This window comes from Longibacter sp. (assembly GCF_051155795.1).
In the GTDB taxonomy this organism is placed as follows: Bacteria; Bacteroidota; Rhodothermia; order Rhodothermales; family Salinibacteraceae; genus Longibacter.
Map to the genome: position 1 here is coordinate 13,346 of NZ_DAXETW010000030.1, position 19,777 is coordinate 33,122.

A 19,777-nucleotide genomic window follows, 5' to 3' on the forward strand; every position below is an offset into this window, starting at 1 on the left:
GGTGCCGTTGGTGTCGTTGGAAGTCGGCGTCTCGTCTGCCATGTCGAATCGTACGTCGTCAGGTGGAATGCAACGGGCGTTCATCAGCGCCGGTTGCGGAAAACGGTCGGGACGGAGCGATCAGCAGCGGCGGTCAGGCGGGCGTGACCTGACCGGTCATGCGTTGGATCTCATCCAAAATCTCCTCCGCCCGGAAGGGGCGTCCCTGGATCTTGTTGAGCGGCCGCACATCCTTCAGGTACTCATCCCGCAGGAGGCGTGAAAGCTGTCCGTTGTTGAGTTCGGGGACGAGCACGCGGTCGTACCGCGCGAGGATCTCTTCCAGGTCTCCGGGTAGCGGCCATACGTGGCGTAGGTGCGCCCGAGCCACTGGCACGCCGTCCTCGACCGCCCGTTCGACGGCTTCCTCGATTGCACCTTTCGTGGAGCCCCAGCCGAGCACAAGCAGATCCGCATCCCTATCGCCGTGAATCTGGGTGGGCGGAATATCCTGGCGGACGCGCATCACCTTCTCCGCCCGCATCTGCGTCATCTTCTGATGGTTGGCTGCGTCGTAGGAGACGTCGCCGGTCGGGTCATCCTTCTCCAGCCCGCCGATGCGGTGCTCATGGCCGGGCGTTCCCGGCTTCGCCCAGGCCCGCGCCAGCGTTTCTTCATCCCGAACATACGGCAGGAATTGGGGGTTGCCGTCGTCGTCTTCATGAAAGGTCTCCGCGCGCTTCTCCGTCTCGAACGACACGCTGAAGGGGGCCAGCTGGTCGGTGTTGGGAATGCGCCAGGCCTCTGAGCCGTTGCCCAGGTACCCATCCGCGAGCAGAATCACGGGCGTCATGTATTTCGTCGCAATCCGGCAGGCTTCGTACGCTGCGTAGAAGCAATCGCCGGGCGAGCTTGCGGCGATCACCGGCAGCGGGGCATCCCCGTTGCGGCCGTAAATCGCCTGCAGGAGGTCGCTCTGCTCGGGCTTGGTCGGCAGTCCCGTGGACGGGCCGCCTCGCTGCATGTCGATGACCACGAGCGGAAGCTCCGTCATGACGGCCAGGCCAATGGTCTCCGTCTTCAGCGCGAGGCCGGGCCCGGACGTTGCACAAACGCCCAGTCCGCCGGAGAAACTCGCACCGACTGCCGAGCCAACAGCCGCGATCTCGTCTTCGGCCTGGAAGGTCATCACGCCGAAGTTCTTATGCTTGCTGACCTCATGGAGGATGTCGGACGCCGGTGTGATAGGGTAGGATCCGTAGAAGAGCGGCAAACCACTCTTGTCGGTGGCGGCAACCAGGCCGAGAGCGAGCGCCTCCGCTCCGCGAATGGCCCGGTACGTGCCCGGCCGCATGGCTGCCGCGTTCACCTCGTAGCGAACGGCGAAAGCCTCGACCGTCTCCCCGTAGTGTGCCCCCTTGTGCAGAAGGTGCAGGTTGGCATCGCGAATCTCCGGCTTGTCGTCGAACTTCTGCTTGATCCAGTTCTCTGCCGGTTCGATCGGTCGCGAATACATCCAGAGCGAGAGCCCGAGCGCGAACATGTTCTTCGACCGGTCTTTCTGCTTCTTCGTAAGGTCGAAGTCGTCGAGCGCCTCGTGTGTCAGCTTCGTTAGCTGCACTTCGATGACCTGATAGCCGTCCAGGGTGCCGTCCTCGAGCGGATTGGCATCCATGTCCGCAAGTTCAAGGTCCCGAGCGGACATCTTGTCGACATTAACCATTACGGTGCCACCGGGGCGGACGCGGTGCAGGTGCACTTTCAGCGCGGCGGCGTTCATCGCGACGAGAAGATCCACCTCGTCGCCGGGCGTGTGGATGTCGACCTCGCCAAAGTGAAGCTGAAAGCCGCTCACGCCGTATGTGGTGCCCGCGGGTGCACGGATTTCCGCCGGGTAATCCGGTAGCGTCGCCAGATCGTTGTGCGCGTAGGCGGACGCCAGGGTAAACTGCGATCCCGTCAGCTGCATGCCGTCGCCCGAGTCGCCGGCGAAAAGGATCGTCGCCTCGGGGATCTGCTGCACGTTCGTAGATGGAGCGCTCATGCGAAAACGTCAAACTTTAGAATAGATCTAAACTGTGTGTTGCAACGACGGCCCCGGTGCGATGATTCCGGGAGCTACGGTGAACGCACGCGAGGTTCACCGAGCCTAGACTCGATCCGATGCCCATGAGTACGACCCGGCGATCGAACGACCCGGCCCGCGTGCCGGTGGACAGAATGCGGAACGGAGAGCCCGGGTCCGGCTGTGCCGCGCTGTCCCGCGCTGTCCCGCGGAGGTTGCGAGAACGAAACAGTGTCGCGCCGACGGAAGGCCGTCACGTTGCAATATCCGCAGATCCGCGGGGATCGGATAGCGGGTTGACGTCGCGTTGCTGTGCCCGGCATTCCCCCACAGACGATTGCCTCCGAACGGGATTCGGGCGCTTCCTCCGATGAACTGACTTCCGTCCTGCTCCGACCCGGGGGGCACGATCGTCAGGTGTGGATACCACATTCCGACTTGTCCGTGCCCTCCCACCGACCGTCCCGCGAGTACTCCGAGCCGTCGACGGCCTGCGTGCAGGGGATGCAGCCGATGCTGGGAAAGCCGCGGTCATGCAGTTCGTTGTACGGCAGCCCGTTTTCAATGATGTAGCGCCAGACGTCCTTTCGCGCCCACGAAGCCAGCGGGTTCACTTTGACGACCTCGCATTGTGGCGCCCAGTCGACAATCCGCGCCTGGGCCCGAGAAGCGGACTGATCGCGACGAACCCCCGTGACCCACGCGCTGCGGTCGGCCAGAAAGTCCTGGAGCGGTTTGACCTTGCGAAGAAAGCAGCACCGGTCCGGGTTGCGGTTCCACAGCTCCGGCCCTTCCGCCTCGGCCTGCTCTTCGGGCGTCGCACCTCCGTGCACGCGGGTGATGGTGATCCCGAACGCCTCGGCGAGCTCGTCCTTGAGTTCGTAGGTCTCGGGGAAGAGGAGGTCGGTGTCCAGGTAGAAAAACGTCGTCGCCGGATCGATCTCTGATAGCATGTGCATGATGACGACGCCGGACGGTCCGAACCCGGTGCCCTGCGCGAGGCCGCGGCCGAAGGTCTGAACGGCCCACTTCAGCACGACACGAGGGTGGCGCGGCTCGAACTGCGCATTCAGAGCGGCCAGCCGACTCCGGGTCCACGATTGTGGATCGGTTGCTGCCGGCGGGGTGATTGCCGACAGGTCGACAACCGGATCATCGATGTCACCGTACGCAGCGTCGGACGCCCCGCCACGCCCATCCGGGTCCACATCGTCGGGGATATGTGATTTCTCAGGAGACGCGTCATCGGGGTCAGAAGCAGAAGCGTCCGACCGGGAAGAAGAAACCATACGGTTGAAGGGAGTGAGGGCAAAGGGGGTCCCTGACTGATACGGCTCAGTGTGGGGTACTGGCCATTGCGCACTGGGCATGCGCGCGTCGGGTCGTCAGGCTAAACGAGGGCGTAGAGCACTGCGTCGGCAGGGTAGCCCAGGTTGCTATGTAAAAGACGCACTGGGACTGACATCGTCAAGCCCGGCACAACGGCAGACGCCCTTCCATGAAATCGACGGGCGGTGGCGAACAATTGGTAACAGTGCCGTTACAGGAAGATGTCCGGCAGGATTTCTGCCACGTGTATTTGCCCATTGACCTGGTTCCATGCCGGTTCCTGAGGGGATCGCCGCTGGACGGCACGCCGGGTCGTTGCAACCTCGCTTCTGCGCCGCCTGCACCTCTATGCTCAGCTACGCCACAACGACGCACGATATCCAGATCACCGTTCGCCCGATATATCTGGACGGGCAAACAAACATTCTGGAACGTGCTTTTTCCTTCGCCTACGCCGTGTTCATCGAGAATCAGGGGGAAGACGACATCCAGCTTTTACGGCGGCGATGGACGATTCACGAGTCTGACGGTACACTTCACGATGCCGAAGGGGACGTCGAGTTACGGGCTCAGCCGGTGCTTTCCCCCGGCGAGGAACACATCTATGACGGCGCATGCACGATCAGCTCGTTCAGCGGATCTGTTGAGGGCAACTACCTCGTCCAGCGCTCGGACGGGAAGCAATACCGCGTCGACATCCCGACCTTTCCCCTTCAGGCAGCAGCGAACTGACCGAAGATGCCGGTTTAAGCCGACACGAGCCCCACGGAACGGTCAGCTGGCCACTACGTCCAGGCGGATATCGTAATCATCCGTCGTCAGCGTAATCGTCTGGTTCTCGTTCGCCAGGCCGTACTCGATGATCTGGTCCGGAAGCTTCTCGTCCGGCGTGTTCATCTTGAACAGCACGTCGGCGACGACCTGCCAGTCCTGTGCCGTCAGGTGGACCTGTGCATCCCGGCCTTCAGCCACCATCGGTGCATACTGAAGCACCTTGTTCAGATGGTTGACGGCCATTTTCACGTGCTTGTTGGCTGGAATCTCGGGATCCATACGTGCGAAGCTGTCTCCATTTGAGGTGGCTCGTCAGGGTTGATCGCGCCAACGACGGCACGTTTTCAAACGTTCCTGCACGCGGCGACCTCCGCGACTTCTTATCACGCTCCGTCGCAACACGGCCCGCCCGATCCATCGCCGGCGTCGTATGCCGGTCTACCTTGACGCTTCGCGCGCCGTTTCAGACCTTTCATCCTCTTCGACGTTCTCTCCTCGACCGCTGCGCTCATGAAGCCGTATCACGACTATCTCCGCGACATCGTTGACAACGGCTCGGAGCATGCCGATCGGACCGGAACGGGGACGCTCCGCGTGTTCGGCCGCCACCTACGTTTCGACCTGCAGGAGGGCTTTCCCCTGATTACAACGAAACGCGTGTGGATGCACGGCGTGGCAGCGGAGCTCTGCTGGTTCCTTTCGGGCGGGACGAACATTCGCCCCCTCCTCGAGCAAGACGTCTCCATCTGGACGGACTGGCCCCTGAAGCGTTTTCGAGACGAGACCGGTCGCGACCTCTCACAGGACGACTTCGAACAGCGGATCCTGGACGATGCCGCGTTCGCGGAAGAATGGGGCGCACTCGGTCCGGTGTACGGCAAACAATGGCGCGACTTCCGCGGACCGGACGGGCGCGTCGATCAGATCGAGCGCCTCGTGACGGATCTTCGAGAAAATCCGGAATCCCGCCGGCTCCTGGTGTCGGCCTGGCACCCCGCACAGGTGGACGTCATGGCCCTTCCCCCCTGCCACTACGCCTTCCAGTGCTTCGTCGACGGCGAACCGGGCGATGGGCGCCTCTCGCTCATGTGGCAGCAGCGATCGGTGGATTCCTTCCTCGGCCTCCCCTTCAACATCGCGAGCTACGCCCTTCTCACGCACATGCTGGCGCAGCAGGCTGATCTCACGCCGCACGAACTGATCTTCTCGGGCGGCGACTGCCACATTTACACGAATCACCTCGACGTCGTCCGCGAACAACTTCGCCGAGATTCGTACCCATTGCCCCGGCTGTCCCTGACCCCAAAAGCCTCGATCGTCGATTACACGGTCGAGGATGTTATCGTCGAGGACTACCGGCATCATCCCGCCCTTCGAGCGCCCATCGCCGTATGACGCCGACTCCAGGCAGAAGTGGGCCCGTATCTCGCATTCGGGCCATCACCTCGCTTCCTCCCATACCGTGCCCGTGCCTCCGCCTTCGACTTTGCCACTGTTCGACCCACACGTCCCACCCGGCGCTTTCCTTTCCAATTCCCACCCGTGCTGATGGAGTACGACGGCGACAAGGTTGACGACATGATTCTCGCGCTGCTCTGGCTGACGGCATTCGACGAGGAGATCGGCGAGAACGTCATCCAGACGCGTGCGTGGAAACGCTTTGCCCACCGCCACATCGATCGGCTTCATGAGAAGGGGTGGATCGAAGACCCGGGTGAAAGCGACCGATCGGTCGTCTTCACGGCGGAGGGCCGGGAGCGATCGCACGACCTCTTCAAGCAACTCTTCGTGGATGGACCGCCAGGCCGCTCCTGACCTCGTTCGGTACCTACTTGTCCCCTGCCCTCATGGTCACCCCTGCCGTCGCCGCACCTTCGACCCGGACCGCGCTCCCGTCTGCAACGGAGCTCGCCGCACAGATACGAGCCGGCGAGACAACCGCTACCGAAGCGCTCGATGCCGCGCTGGACCGTATTCGGCGTCGCAACCCGGAGCTCAACGCGATCGTGACGCTGGATGAGGCCGGCGCCCGACAGCGGGCGGCGGAGGCGGATGCGGCACTCCGGGAAGGGACCGTGTGGGGCCCGCTCCACGGCGTCCCCATCACCGTCAAGGATCAGTTCGATACCAGAGGGATCCGCACAACGTACGGGCTTCCGCCCTACCAGCGATGGGTGCCGGATCGAGACGCCGCCGTCGTGGCCCGACTCAAACGGGCCGGCGCCGTCCTGGTGGGAAAGTCAAACCTCCCCTTCGCCTCATATGACTGGCAGTGCTGGCATCCGTACTTCGGGCGAGCACAGAATCCCTGGGCACCCGGCTACACACCCGGTGGAAGCAGCGGCGGGTCCGCAGCCAGTCTCGCAGCCGGTTTCGTCCCGCTGGAGCTGGGGGCGGACGTCGCCGGCTCCATCCGCCTCCCCGCCCACTTCTGCGGCGTCTGCAGCCTGCGCCCGAGCGACGGAGTACTTCCAACCCACGGCATGGTGCCGAGCGATCGGCCGATGACGATCAAAAACATCGTGGTGCCAGGCCCAATGGCGCGCACCGTGGCCGACCTCGAGCTTGGCTTCCATGTTCTCAACACGCCGAGTGACACCCCGCTGGAACCGCACCATCCGGTCTCTCCACCGCACCCGTCGGACCTGACGATCGCATTGACGGACGCTCTCGGTGATGTCCCGTCAGACACCGACACGCAGCGTGTCCTACGATCTCTCGAAACCGCCCTCACCCGGCAGTCGGTCTCCGTTCAGCGGGTCGCGGCCCCCATCGACATCGAAGAGGCCCTATCCGTATGGGGTCGCATCCAGGGCTACGAACTGTCCCGGGGCTTACCCTGGTTGCTCCGCGACACGCCGGGACGACATGTCATCTGGAACGGCGTCATCCGCGCGCTCTACGGATTTCTTGCGTCGTACCTCGTCGTCGGGTCGGGTCTCGACGAACGAGGATACCAGAATGCGCTGACCCATCGCGACAAACTCCGCGCAACCCTCAATGACTTCCTCGACGACTTCGACGCCTGGGTAACGCCGGTCGCGGCCATCCCCTCCTTCCAGCAGTGCCGGACGGGTGCGCGCCTCTCGATCGATAGAGAGACCGTGCCGTACGCTCTGCCGTTTTCAGCCTATCTGCCGGCGCTGGCCGTGCCCGGGCACCCGATCGCGACGCTTCCTGCGGGCTGGACACGTGCCGGCGACGAGCCAAGCCGCCCCATCGGAATCCAGGTCCACGGCCGCTTCAACCAGGACCGGGACCTGCTGGCCACAAGCCAGACGCTGGAATCGATTCTGGAACGAGAAGCAAGTTGCTGACACAGGCACAATCGGGCGGGTTCTACCATCCTGGATCGCGAGGCCGCCGACCGAACCCGTTTGCTGCGTCGGAGGTATGAACCGGTCCACTGCTTTCCGTACCCGAAGCCGGTGCTCCGATGCCTGCCTCTCATCGCTCGTCTCCGACGCCGCCGCCTAAAGACACGCCCCGTCGCGCCGTCATCATCCGCGACCTGGTCTTTTTTCAGGTCAAACTCTGGCTCGACGGTATCAAAGACATCGTGCTGTCGCCCCTATCGATTGCCGGGGCCGCCATCGACCTCCTCTTCGACCGGACCGGCGCAGACAGCCTCTTCTACCGCGTGATGCGATACGGCGAGCGGTTCGACCTCTGGCTGAACCTGTACGGCCCGGCACGGGAAGCGGCGCATCACCCGGACGGGCTACTGAGCCGGCGCGGAATTCGGGGAAAAGATATGATCGAACAGATCGACCGCACATCCCCGGCCCCAGAGAACGCCATTACGAGCGGCGAACCCCGCCCCCCGTCGTCTACGTCGACGTGATGCACGCATTCCCACTCACCTGTATTTGTACGCTGTGCCCGACATTATCCTGATTGCCGCCGTTGCGGAAGAAAACCGCGTCATCGGCCGAGACCTCGACCTACCCTGGCATCTCCCGGAAGACCTGCAGCGATTCAAGCGACTCACGACGGGCTATCCGCTCATCCTGGGTCGCAAGACATTCCAGTCCATCGTCCACCAGTTCGGGGGGCCCCTTCCCAATCGCCGAATGATCGTCCTGACGCGGAAGGGGCTCGAAAACGACTACGACGGCGTCGAGACGTATTCGTCCCTTGATGCCGCTCTTGAGTCCGTGGACGGGGAACAGACGGTCTTCATCGGCGGCGGTGAGGACATCTACCGGCAATTCCTCCCGCACGCCGACCGCCTGGAACTGACGCTCGTGGAAGGTGAATGGAAGGGCGACACGTATTTCCCCGAGTACGAACACCTGATCGGCGACGTCTTTGAACCCGTCGAGGTCGACAAGCGTGACGGATTCCGGTTCGTGACGTACGAACGGACCTAACATAAGACCTTCTTTCGGAAGTGATTTCCCCGGCGGATTCCCTGCAATTCGTCGGGGGATTTTTTTTTGCTTCCGGATGTCGGGTGAGAAGCCCGAGACGCGTATAGATTAAGTGAAGGGCCGGCACCCGGTCGCGCCCGCGAGTCCACGCTTCGTAACACAGATTGACACGTGCCATGCGAATGCTTCAGACGCTTCTAACTGCAGACCTCGCAGCCGGACCAGACCGCACACGCTCGACGGCGACTGCCTACGGGGTCCTCACAAGCATGGTCGTTTTCGCGGTGCTCGTTGCACTCGGATGAACGCCGTCCGTGTCGGCGATGAGATGAACGAGAATCCCGGGTGCGCACGCCCTTCCAGGAAGAAGGTTATCTTTCGATTCGTGGATCCTTCTCCTTGCGTTTATCCGTTTGGAAGCTTAAAGTCTGAATAATCCCATCACATTTCTTTCACAACAGCGAGCCAAACCCATGCCAGGAGACGACAACGACAACGGCGAAAAGAAGGAAGAACCGGAAGAGCCAATGCCGGATGGCGATTGAGCGTCGGCAATCATAGCCAAAGAAAAGAGTCCACCGAATACCCGGCAGGGATTTCGATGGACTCTTTTTTGTGTACTCACGACAGTTGGGAGCGATCACACCCTTCCAGAAACTGTCGAATCTCCGCACCTTCGTCCTGACCGTACATCTGTGGACCGATCTCAGAATCGCGATACACCTGATCGTATTCTGCCATAATCTGGCATTTTTCGCGGCGGCGGCCGAGATCGTCCAGCAGAAGTGAGTACGAGCGAAGAATGGCGATGTATGGCCGCGCGATCTGACGATACTCAATCGTCTTCACTTCTTCTGCAGTCGGATTTTCTGGATACAGTCGACGTGCTATATCCAAAACCAGTCGGTGTTGTCTGAGTGCGTCATCTGTAGCACCGACCTGACGAAGTGCGGCAGCCAGATTCACACGTACGCCGATCGTCAGGTCGGCTTTGCTGCCATATTTAGCATTATAAACCCGGAGAACGTCCTGCAATATCGGCACAGCCCGCCCCGGATTCCCCATTGAATTGTAGGCATTCGCCAGACGCAGCCGAGCGTCCAGTGTGTTGTCGTGATCGGCACCAAATTCAACTCGACTGATGCGGAGCGCTTCTCGGAAATACGACACTGCTTCTTCGTGTCGATCGAGATTTACCAATGCATTTCCGACATGGTTCAGAGTGGGCCGAAGCGTGGGGTGGTCGTTGCCATAAATCTGACGACCGATCGAAAGTGCCTCGCTGGCTACGGCATACGCTTTTCGATAGTCGGCCATTCGGACATACATCGCGATCCGGTTATTGAGAATCGTCTCCACCTCCTGCGATATGTGTCCGTATTTTTCTTCTCTGAATGAAAGGGTCTTCGTAAAGAGTGAATCTGCAACATCGAACGCACCCTCATCAAGGTAATAGCCGGCAAGGGTGCCGTATTCGAAGAGCAAGGTCTCGTTCTGAGCCGAACCGCCGGCATCCTTGAATCGCCGGATCAGGGTGTTAATCGTGTCGACCTCTGCATGGGCACGGGTCCGATCCACCATCTCCACCACACTGAGATAGTTCATCCGGGCCTGGATTTCCGCGATAAGCTGCTCTTTCTCGGACATGGATGACTGAAACCACGTCCCGGCGAGGCGTGCCTGCCCCCGCGATCGCTGCCTGCCGGTAATGACAGAAACGGCTCGTTCGCGAAGGGTGAGAGCCTCGTCGATACGGTCCAGTTCACGAAGCGCGGCGGCCGTATTTCCGAGAGCCGACGCGTACTCATTCGTGATCGCGAACCGATCGTCGACGGCGTGCTGGTGGAGCGAGTCGTAAACAGCCAGAGCGGAGTCGCCAAACGCAACAGCTCGCTCATATTCGCCCAGGTTGTACTCGTAGGATGTGAGGCGTGTGTACGTCCACGCCTTCAGGCGAGGGTGGTCTGCGAACTGCATGTACGCCTGCTCTGCGCTCCGATTCAGCATGTCCCGCACCGTCAGCGTGTCCCGGTACTCCGGGCTGGGCTCTGCAACATCCAGAATGGACGTAAAGAGGTCTTGCACCTCTTCGCGTCGCTCCGACTCCGCGCGTACGTCGGCAAGGGCGGTTTCGAGGCGGTTTGTCTGGACGATGAGCGAGACCACGAAGGCCGCGATCAGAACCGCTACCGCGGTACCGAGAACAACGGGCGTGCGGTTGCGGCGGATGAATTTCTTGGTCCGGTACGTCCACGTACCGCGGCGCGCCTCCACCGGCCGCCCGTCCCGGTAGCGCCTGAGGTCATCCAGAAGGTCACTGACGGAGTCGTAGCGACCGGCGGGATCCTTGCGCAGCGCCTTCCGAACGATGGCGTCCAGGTCGCCCCGCACCCGCCCGATGAGATGCTGAAAGTCCGTCCCATGCGTCCGCTGGAGCGTCTCGGCATTGCGCGTCAGGACCTGGCTTGGATTCTCCGGCTCCGTCTGCAGAATGGCATCCTCGGCCGCGCGGATGCGTGAGCGTCCCGATTTGCCTTCCGTGACCTCGTAGAACGGTCGCTGCCCCGTGAGCAGCTCGTACATGAGCGCGCCGAGTTGGTAGACGTCGGTCGCGGTGGTTACCGGGTCCCCGGAGATCTGCTCCGGAGCCGCATACTCCGGTGTCATCAGGCGCTCATCGGCCCGCGTCAGGGCCTCCTCTGTGGTTTCCGCTTCCAGCAGCTTCGCAATCCCGAAGTCGAGCAATTTCGCCACGGGTCGGACGGTCCCGGACTGCCCGTCGCCTCCGGCGCGCCGTTCCTCCACGATCAGATTCGTCGGCTTGAGGTCGCGGTGGATGATGGCCCGGCGGTGGGCGTACTGGACCGCCCGGCATGCCTGCTCGAACAGTTCGAGTCGCTGGTCGACGTCCAGCCCGTTCTCGTCCGCATATGTCGTGATCGTCTGACCATCGACGTATTCCATAACGAGGAACGGCCGGCCACGCTCCGTGACGCCGCCATCCAGGAGACGCGCGATGTGCTCGTGGCGGAGACCGGCCAGAATCTGCCGCTCGCGACGAAACCGGGCCTCCACCTCTCCGCTACCCAGGCCCTGGACGCGAACGAGCTTCAGCGCCACCTTCTGCGTGTACGCGTCGTCGGCGCGCTCGGCCAGGTATACTTCGCCCATTCCGCCCCGTCCAAGAAGGCCCTCGATGCGATAGGCGCCGATGACCATCCCCTTCTCCAGATCCCCCGGTCGGGCGCGAAGACCGGTGCCGCCGCTGCTCAACGTTTCCAGCGCCCGTACGGCCGTGTCGTCGAAACGGTCGTCGTCTTCAACCACCGGCGCGATTAGATCAAACGCGCCGCGATCCAGGACATCATCCTCATCCGCTTCCTGCGCCAGCATCCGCGCGACGGCGGTCCGGATCTTCTCCTGGGCGTCGGACGCCTGAAGCGCCTCCTGCTGTTGAGGCGGATCGAGGTCCAGCACCTGATCGAGCAACGCCATCGCCTCGCGCCACTCGTCCTGCGTGAGGTTCTGCATGCGGGAGGATCGGGGCATTCGTGGAAAGCGACGGTTAAACGGCTTCTTCTGACACACCGCTGTCTACATGAAATACGAGAAACGACGCGCCAACCGGACACGGACCCGGCCTGCACGGGACGTCCTCAGTGAACGGACGCTCGGTTCAGCGTTTTTCCGAAAACGAGAGCCGACGTCCTATTCCCCAGCGCATCGCCGGAGACGAAGACCGGGCCGTTCACTCGGACTCTTCTTCTGCAGAAAGGAACTCGCGAAGGATCATTTTTGCCTTTCGCCACCGCCGCTGCACCGTGCGGACATCGATATTCTCCAGCTCAGCGACCTCCTTTTGGAGCATGCCGCCGAAGAAAATCAGCTCGACGACGCGGGCGAGTTCGGGGTCCATTTTTTCGAGGCGCTGAAGGGCCGATTCGACCGTCAGCAGCGTCTCCAGCGGTTGGTTCTCGGCTTCAGGCGATAGCACGTCCTCGAGCGCCAGATCTGGCTCGTCACCGCCCCGTTTTTGCCGCGTCTTGTAGCGCGCGTAATCGATGATGGCCGAGCGCATGGCACGCGCTGCCGTCCCGAAGAAGTGGAGACGGTTGGCGTACGTGCCGATCTGCCCTTCGTCGCTGTCGACCAGGCGCAGGTATGCGCGGTTCACCACGGACGTGACCGACAGCGTGCCGCCGGAATGACGGCGGCGTAGCTCACGACGAGCGATGCGGCGAAGTTCGTCATACGTAAGTCGAAAAAGCTCCTCCCGCGCCGTGTCGCTACCGTCCCGCGCCCGGTGCAGCAGCCGCGTGACGTCGACTTCTGGAAGCGGCTCGTCAGCGTCAGACGCCTGGCCGGAGTCGTGATCATTCGATGCTTCCGGCGGCTCGTTCGACGCTTCCGGTTTTGTTTCCGAATCCGACGCATCCATGGTGCAACGGCGTGAGTGGTAAGGGATGGATCGTCCTCCGACGTGAGGAACGAGGACATAATAAACGACATGACTGCAAAAACGCCATCTTCGCTGATGGCCTCTTCGATATTCTCGTTATGTCCGAAGGATTCGTTGCCGTCGCCTGTCCGTGTCTTCTGTCGTGACGGCGTCACCCGTGCGTGCGGTACACCGCTTCTCCTCCACCGACAAGCCATTCTGCCGACGTCCCGAAGCGCGCCGCCGCAATGACTGTTTGACCCACCGCCTGACTCCAGGCCTCCGCCGCTCGCTGCATCCGCCGGTCGGTACGCGCGATCTCATTTTCGGACATCCCGCGGTCGTCGACGACGGCAAGCAGCCGCCACTCGCTGCCGCTGCGAATGGCAACGCAGATCGGGGTGGACATGCGTTCTTCCGTCCTATCGTCACCCTCGCTGACGTCGTCGTCCGGCAGGAATATGTTCGGCACCGGGTGAACCTGGTCGGCCTCGTCGATCCACCGTTCGAATCCGGCATCGAGCATCGACCGGACGAGAACGCCGAGCCGATCGACGAGCACTCCTTCCTGATTTCCCGGTAGCAAGGAGCGCAGGTAGGCGGTCTGGCGCAGGCGTTCCTGGTCGCCCGGTGACGCATGCAGGACGGCTGCGTCCACCGCCCAGGCTTGGAGCCCGCGCTGTAACGGGCAACCCGCACGCTCCTGCTGGTCGGCATTCTCGCGGCCCGAGCGGCTTTGCCACGACGGTTCGGCGCGAAGGCGAATTTCGCTCGTGACGCTGATCGTCGTGAGGGACCCGTGATGCGGGCCCCGGAGGAGAGCAGTGAGCCTACCGTTATCTCGGTCTCCCGCCAGCGGTGCGTCGCACAGTGCCGAGAGCCGCGACCATTCTTCAGGCGTCAACCATTCCGGTTCGTTCCGCTCATGGCGTGGCTCTTCAGGGCGTAAAACGATACGGTGCGCCCGGCCCGTCAGCGTTGCGGCTTCGACAGATACAAGCTGGATGGCGCCCGGGTCGGACCTTCCCGAGCGGACACGAAGCCCGGTGGACCGCAGCCGGTCGGCCATCGCCGGGATGCGAGCCTTCGCGACTGCAATTTCCACGGTACCGGCATCGATCCCCTCGGTGGCGAGGTATTCGTCGACCCATTCGGCCGCCTCCGCCAGGGTATCGACTGTCACAGACGTCTGCGCGGTTGGATTGGACCGGCCATTCGATGTCGACGACGCAGGGACACCTTCCCAGCGCGCAGCGATGCGATCGGCGGGACCATCAACGGGTCCGGTGCCAGGGCCGAGCCGGACGAACGCAGCGGCCTCATTATCGAGCGCGTGGAGGAACATCGCCGTGCACTGATCAGCACGCATTTCGTCGAATACGGCAACGGTTGCGGCACGGAGCCACGGCGCCCGGCCCGTACGAACCTGGGCGGTGGCCCACCCGAACACGTCCGACGGTCCCGCCATGGAGCCGTCGAGGAGTTCCCGGTCGTAGGCTTCGTACGCTACAGCGACGGCACGATGAGCGGCCGGGAGGGCGCGACCGATCGACAGCGCGTAGAGCGAGGCAGGGGACACGTCGTTGCGGCGAAGCCGGTCGACGACGGAAGCCATCGATCGGGCGACCGACGCGACCGTATCGCCGGCCAGGTCGTTACGGATCGACTCCGGGAGCCTCGCCAGCGCCGCTTCGAGAATTCGGATCCGGTCTGCCCGTGTGACGAGCGTCTGCGACCGCTGTGAGGGGTGGGTGCGGGCGATCCGTCGCGCCAGGGCAAAGGGCGTAGACACGCATACACCGACCCGGAAGGCGTCATCGCCCAGCATCTCCGCACGAACGGTGCGTGCGGCCCCGGTTGTCGGGACGAGAACGACCATTGGCGACGTCGGCGCGCTCCGGTGACGCGACGCGAGATCCCGCAAATATGGAGGAAGTCCGTCGTGCATGTGGCGGCGAGGTAAGAGCGTTGGACGTGCGGAAACCGCCATGCGGCAGCACCAATCCGCGGGATACAGATGCTTTCCGTTCACAAAAAAACGCGACCCCTGCCAACTGGCAAAGGCCGCGTCGATGTGCAATCCTGGTCGGGGCAGCCGGATTTGAACCGGCGACCTCTTCGTCCCGAACGAAGCGCGCTACCGGGCTGCGCCATGCCCCGAAATTGTGCTACCTTATAGGCCACTGGCCCACCAGGGATCCCCACGATACCACGCGCGCAGCCTATTCGTCAAGGTATCTGGAGGAGTTCAACCTTTATCCACACGCACACCATGGGTGCGACGAGGCCCGATATGGACGATGTGACGGACGGGTGCATCTGCGGCGGGCGCCGGGACTTGCTCACCGTTCGAACTTGGCGTACATGGCGTCGATTTCGTCCGCGTAGCGCTTCTCGATCACGCGCCGTTTCATCTTCAGCGTCGGCGTGAGCGAGCCGTCTTCAACCGTAAACGGCTCAGGGATCAGGTGGAAATTACGGATCTTCTCGTGCGCGGCTGTGTCCCGGTTGTGCTTGCGGAAGGCCTGATCGAATAGCTTGCGCACCCCGTCCAGTTCGGTCAGCATCTCTTTATCGTAGTCGGACTCATCGATGCCCTGGTCGCGGACGGCCATGCGGAGAGACTCAAAGTCGGGCACGACGAGGGCTGTCAGGAACGGCCGGTCTTCACCGACGATCATGATCTGATCCACCCAGGCAAGGGTCTTGAACGCGTCTTCCAGCGGTCCGGGGTAGATGTTTTTCCCGCCACGCGAGACGATCATGTGCTTGATGCGGTCCGTGATCTGGAGGTATCCACCGTCGAACCGCCCGACATCTCCGGTGTGGTACCATCCGTCCGGGTCGAACGCGGCGCGCGTATCCTCCGGACGCTTCCAGTACTTCTTCATCACGTTCGGTCCTTTGGTGACGATCTCTCCCTCTCCGGTCGTCAGATCAGTCGGATAGTCGTCGCCGGCGACCGACCCGATGATGTGGCCGTTCTCGATGTCCTGAATCGCGACGGTCACGCCCGGGAGGATGTGACCAACGGTTCCGTAGCGTGGCGCCTCGAGCGGGTTAACCGCCATGACGGGTGCCGTTTCCGTGAGTCCGTATCCCTCGATAATCGTGACGCCGGCCGCCTGGAAGAACTTCCCGATTTCCTTCGGCAGAGCCGCCCCGCCGGACACGGCAAACTTGAGATTCCCCCCAAGCTTCTCGTGTAGCTTCGAGAATACGAGTTTGCTCGCCACCGCCCGTTGCGCCTTGAGTAGGGGGCCGGCGCCTCCATCCCCGGCCGCATCGGCGTACTTCCGCCCGGCGCGAACTGCCCAGTTGAAGACCTTCTCCTGGATGGCGCTGCCGCTCGTGGCCTGCTTCGAGACGAGGTTGTACATTTTCTCGAACATCCGGGGCACCGAGATCATCACCGTCGGGCTGACCTCCTGCAGGTTCTGGCTGACGGCCTCAATGCTCTCCGCATAGCTGATCGTGGCGCCTGCGGCCATCACGGCCGAGTATCCGGCCGTGCGCTCAAACGCATGGCATAGCGGCAGAAACGACAGGTGGTGGTCGTCTTCGTCGAACGGGACGACTTTCAGCGCTGCCTTCACGTTCGAGCAAAAGTTGCGGTTCGTCAGCACGACGCCCTTCGGCTCTCCGGTGGTGCCGCTCGTGTAGATCAGCGCACTGGTGTCGTCGGGCTCAACGGCGGAGGCGAGAGGCGCCAAGTCCGCTTCGTTCTCGATCCAGTAGGATCGCCCGGCCTTGAGCGCATCATCCCACCGTGTCATCGACGCCGGGGGGTTGTCAGGGAGATCGCTCATGACGACAACGCCCTCGAGATCCGGGCACTCGTCCATGATCTCCTCGATCTTCTTCCGCTGCACAGGCACGGACACCACGACGAACTTCGCCCCGCTATCACGGAGGATATACGCCACTTTTGCCGGCGGCAGCGACGTGTAAATCGAGACGTTAATACCACCAATCAGTTGTGTCGCGAGATCGGTGACGGCCCATTCCGGGCGATTCTCCGACAGCAGCGCCACGCGGTCTCCCTGACGAATACCCTCCCGGTGGAGGAAGCCGGCCAGCGACTGCACGCGGTCCCGCAGGCTCTCCCACGATATATCCACCCACCCTTCATCGTGCTCTTTGTATCTCAGGATGGTCCGTTCCTGTCCGTCGTACCGGTCACAGAGACGCGTGAACAGCTGTGGAATGGTATTAAAATCAACCTGTGCGGGCATAAAAATGTGGCAAGGGCAGTGCCGGCTTGTCGAAAAACAGGGTGCAAAAAAGGCCGTGCGATGGGCCGAGACTGGTGAACGGAACCGCTTCGATGGCGGACGCCCCCCGGCAACGGGGGGAGTAGTTACCGCCGTGACGTTCGAGGATCGCCGCTTCGGACGGGGCCGTGCGAGGCTTCAGCCTCCCGAATGGTTCGGTCGCACGAACCGGTTAGTACACCGTCGCGCAATATCCAAAAACCAATCGCCCTGTACTGTGGAGCCGCCTGCCCGTTCCAAAATGAGCACCCTCGGGGTCGGTGCGTTCGCGACGCTCGTTGGCGGAAACCGGGGAACGTAGCCAACCTGGGGCGGTCGTTGATGGCTTTTCCCGTCGGACCGGTCAAACTCAAGAAGCAACCGATTCGCCCATCTCGGATCGGGTGCCGGTCGCCTCGCCGATGTTTGCGTAGCCGTCACGCTTGATGCGTTCGATCAGGCCCTGCTTGATGCGTTTCACGAGACCGGGGCCTTCGTAGACCAGCGCCGTGTAGAGTTGAACGAGCGAGGCGCCGGCACAGATCGTGTCGTAGGCGGTATCCGCGTCGCAAATGCCACCTACACCGATGATGGGCACTTCTCCGTCCGTCGCCCGATAGAGGTAACGAACCATTTGCATGGACCGGGCGTGCAGCGGGGCGCCGCTCATCCCGCCCCGGCCGATCCGCTCGAGATCGGCGTCGTCCGCCGACAGACCAGAGCGATCCGAGGCGGTGTTCGTCGCAATGAACCCGTCGACCTCATGGTCCAGTGCGATAGCGATCACCTCCTCGAGCTCGCTATCGAACACCACACGCGCACTGTCGGGCGGACTCAGCTTGATCAGTACGGGCACGCGCCGTTCCGGCGTCTCGCGCTCCTCCATGATCACCGACAGCAGTGCGTCCAGGGCGTCCGGGGCTTCAAAGGTCTTGCCCTCGCGGGTGTTGGGGCACGATACGTTCAGGGCGATGTAGTCAGCGTCGGGCGCGAGAAGGCGGAAGCTTTCCCGGAAGTCCTCCACCGCGGCCTCGCCCATGATGTCGGGGGAGTGGGTCTTTGCGATGTTGATCCCAAGCGGTCGCGTGTGGTCGGACCGGTTCGCCGCGAGCCGTTTCGCCACCGCCGCGGCGCCATCGTTGTTCAGCCCCATCCGGTTGATGAGCGCGCCGTCATCCCGAACGCGGAACGCCCGGGGCTGCGGGTTGCCGTCGGACGCCTGCGCCGTCACGGATCCCACCTCCACGAAACCGAAGCCGACCGATTCCCAGAAGTCGATGAGGCGCGCATTCTTGTCCGCGCCAGCCGCAAGACCGAGAGGGTTAGCGAACGCTTTCCCCCAGAGCCGCTGCTTGAGTCGCTCGTCTTCGAATTCAAACATCGACGACACGAATCCCGGCGTCATTGACTGTGCCATCTCCGCCGCACGAAGACTCACGTCGTGCGCACGTTCGGCATCCATACGGAAGAGAAACGGTCGGAAGAGTTTGTACATGGCGGAGGCAAAGGCTCGGTCGGACACGACGAATCCCGCGGGCGGGCGTCTCGTTGGACGATGGTCGTCCGTTCACGTTTCCACCATGTCGTCCCTCCCATGCCTCTATTTCAGGTTGACGCCTTCACCGACGCGCCGTTTTCCGGTAATCCTGCCGGCGTCTACGTGACCGATGCCTTTCCCCCGGACGACTGGATGCAGCATCTCGCGGCCGAGATGAACCTGTCCGAAACCGCATTCGTCGTCCCCCGCGCGACGGCCACCGCACCGGCACGGTATGCCCTCCGGTGGTTCACGCCGACAGATGAGGTGGACCTGTGCGGGCACGCAACGCTCGCCGCGGCTCACATCCTGACCTCTGATCAGACCGGTGCATCCGCAGGCAGCGAAAGCGGTCCCCTCGAACTTACATTCGAGACGGCGAGCGGGCCCCTCAAGGCAACGCGGACGCGCAGCGCACCACGGACGCACAGCGGCGCGATCAGTCTGGACTTCCCGGCCGATCCGCCCCGGCCGATGGAGGCACCGGCGGGCCTGCTGGACGCTCTTGGCGTGGCCAATCCCGTCTTTGTCGGGAAAGGCGACCGGGACGTGCTTATTCATGTTCGCGACCCTCAGAGCGTGCTTTCATGTACGCCGGACATGGACGCGGTCGCCGGGATAGACGCTCGCGGCGTCATCGTGACGGCAGCCGCTGGAGAGCAGCACGATGGCGCAGACTTCATCTCACGGTGCTTTTTCCCGGCCGTCGGCGTGCCGGAGGACCCGGTTACGGGAAGCGCCCACTGCGCTCTTGGCCCCTACTGGGCCGAACGGCTCGGACGAACGAAGCTCGTCGGACGACAGGTATCGCCTCGAGGCGGCGTCGTGGGCGTGACGGCGACGGCCGAGGGACGCGTCGAATTGACTGGGCACGCCGTCACAGTCTTCCGTGGCGGCCTCTCCCCGCTAGCGCGTCCCGACGCATGATCCGTCCTTCGCGTCAGGTGGAATCGCTCATTCGCATGGAGAGACGATGTAGCAACGCCCCCACGGCACCGAAAGCACCATAAGGGCGTGCGTTTGAGGTCG

Annotated in this window: 15 protein-coding genes and 1 tRNA gene; 7 read left to right on the forward strand and 9 right to left on the reverse strand. The window is 62.7% G+C overall.

Features of this window, described 5'->3' with window-relative positions:
- Positions 1-133: 133 nt before the first annotated feature.
- Positions 134-2,023, reverse strand: coding sequence for a 2-oxoacid:acceptor oxidoreductase subunit alpha (locus tag ACFCU0_RS04050; protein WP_434972384.1), 1,890 nt, complete (start codon positions 2,021-2,023; stop codon positions 134-136).
- Positions 2,024-2,457: 434 nt separating this feature from the next.
- Entirely contained in the window at positions 2,458-3,333 is an 876-nt protein-coding gene (locus ACFCU0_RS04055) for a phosphoadenylyl-sulfate reductase (RefSeq protein ID WP_434972385.1), read from the reverse strand.
- A 388-nt stretch (positions 3,334-3,721) separates the two neighbouring features.
- Here ACFCU0_RS04055 and apaG point away from each other — a divergent pair, with 388 nt between their 5' ends.
- On the forward strand, positions 3,722-4,105 hold the full coding sequence (gene apaG, locus ACFCU0_RS04060) for a Co2+/Mg2+ efflux protein ApaG (protein WP_434972386.1): 384 nt from the start codon (positions 3,722-3,724) through the stop codon (positions 4,103-4,105).
- A gap of 42 nt (positions 4,106-4,147) precedes the next feature.
- Here the strand turns inward: apaG and ACFCU0_RS04065 are convergent, their stop codons facing one another.
- Positions 4,148-4,426, reverse strand: coding sequence for a hypothetical protein (locus ACFCU0_RS04065; protein WP_434972387.1), 279 nt, complete (start codon positions 4,424-4,426; stop codon positions 4,148-4,150).
- A 231-nt stretch (positions 4,427-4,657) separates the two neighbouring features.
- Between ACFCU0_RS04065 and ACFCU0_RS04070 the strand changes: the two genes are divergently transcribed.
- From ACFCU0_RS04070 to ACFCU0_RS04090, 5 genes are all read left to right on the forward strand, one after another.
- Positions 4,658-5,542: a thymidylate synthase gene (locus ACFCU0_RS04070; protein WP_434972388.1), complete on the forward strand. Its 885-nt coding sequence runs from the start codon at positions 4,658-4,660 to the stop codon at positions 5,540-5,542.
- Positions 5,543-5,695: 153 nt separating this feature from the next.
- Positions 5,696-5,962: a DUF6429 family protein gene (locus ACFCU0_RS04075; protein WP_434972389.1), complete on the forward strand. Its 267-nt coding sequence runs from the start codon at positions 5,696-5,698 to the stop codon at positions 5,960-5,962.
- 32 nt (positions 5,963-5,994) lie between these two features.
- Entirely contained in the window at positions 5,995-7,464 is a 1,470-nt protein-coding gene (locus ACFCU0_RS04080) for an amidase (RefSeq protein ID WP_434972390.1), read from the forward strand.
- A 119-nt stretch (positions 7,465-7,583) separates the two neighbouring features.
- Positions 7,584-7,991: a hypothetical protein gene (locus ACFCU0_RS04085; RefSeq protein WP_434972391.1), complete on the forward strand. Its 408-nt coding sequence runs from the start codon at positions 7,584-7,586 to the stop codon at positions 7,989-7,991.
- A 34-nt stretch (positions 7,992-8,025) separates the two neighbouring features.
- The gene (locus ACFCU0_RS04090; RefSeq protein WP_434972392.1) at positions 8,026-8,520 is read left to right on the forward strand and encodes a dihydrofolate reductase; all 495 of its coding nucleotides are present in this window, start codon (positions 8,026-8,028) and stop codon (positions 8,518-8,520) included.
- Between the two features lie 621 nt (positions 8,521-9,141).
- Here the strand turns inward: ACFCU0_RS04090 and ACFCU0_RS04095 are convergent.
- The 6 genes from ACFCU0_RS04095 to ACFCU0_RS04120 form a co-directional block, all read right to left on the reverse strand.
- Complete coding sequence (locus tag ACFCU0_RS04095; protein ID WP_434972393.1) at positions 9,142-12,069, reverse strand: protein kinase domain-containing protein; 2,928 nt, start codon at positions 12,067-12,069, stop codon at positions 9,142-9,144.
- Between the two features lie 199 nt (positions 12,070-12,268).
- Positions 12,269-12,958, reverse strand: coding sequence for an ECF-type sigma factor (locus ACFCU0_RS04100; protein ID WP_434972394.1), 690 nt, complete (start codon positions 12,956-12,958; stop codon positions 12,269-12,271).
- A gap of 172 nt (positions 12,959-13,130) precedes the next feature.
- Positions 13,131-14,906: a hypothetical protein gene (locus tag ACFCU0_RS04105; protein ID WP_434972395.1), complete on the reverse strand. Its 1,776-nt coding sequence runs from the start codon at positions 14,904-14,906 to the stop codon at positions 13,131-13,133.
- Between the two features lie 135 nt (positions 14,907-15,041).
- Positions 15,042-15,118 (reverse strand) — tRNA-Pro (locus ACFCU0_RS04110).
- 182 nt (positions 15,119-15,300) lie between these two features.
- Positions 15,301-17,193 (reverse strand): AMP-dependent synthetase/ligase, encoded by a 1,893-nt coding sequence (locus tag ACFCU0_RS04115; protein WP_434972396.1) that lies wholly within the window; start codon positions 17,191-17,193, stop codon positions 15,301-15,303.
- 388 nt (positions 17,194-17,581) lie between these two features.
- On the reverse strand, positions 17,582-18,706 hold the full coding sequence (locus tag ACFCU0_RS04120; protein WP_434972397.1) for a quinone-dependent dihydroorotate dehydrogenase: 1,125 nt from the start codon (positions 18,704-18,706) through the stop codon (positions 17,582-17,584).
- 99 nt (positions 18,707-18,805) lie between these two features.
- On the opposite strand from ACFCU0_RS04120, the gene ACFCU0_RS04125 reads away from it, so the two are divergent.
- Entirely contained in the window at positions 18,806-19,675 is an 870-nt protein-coding gene (locus ACFCU0_RS04125) for a PhzF family phenazine biosynthesis protein (protein WP_434972398.1), read from the forward strand.
- The last annotated feature ends 102 nt before the right edge of the window (positions 19,676-19,777 follow it).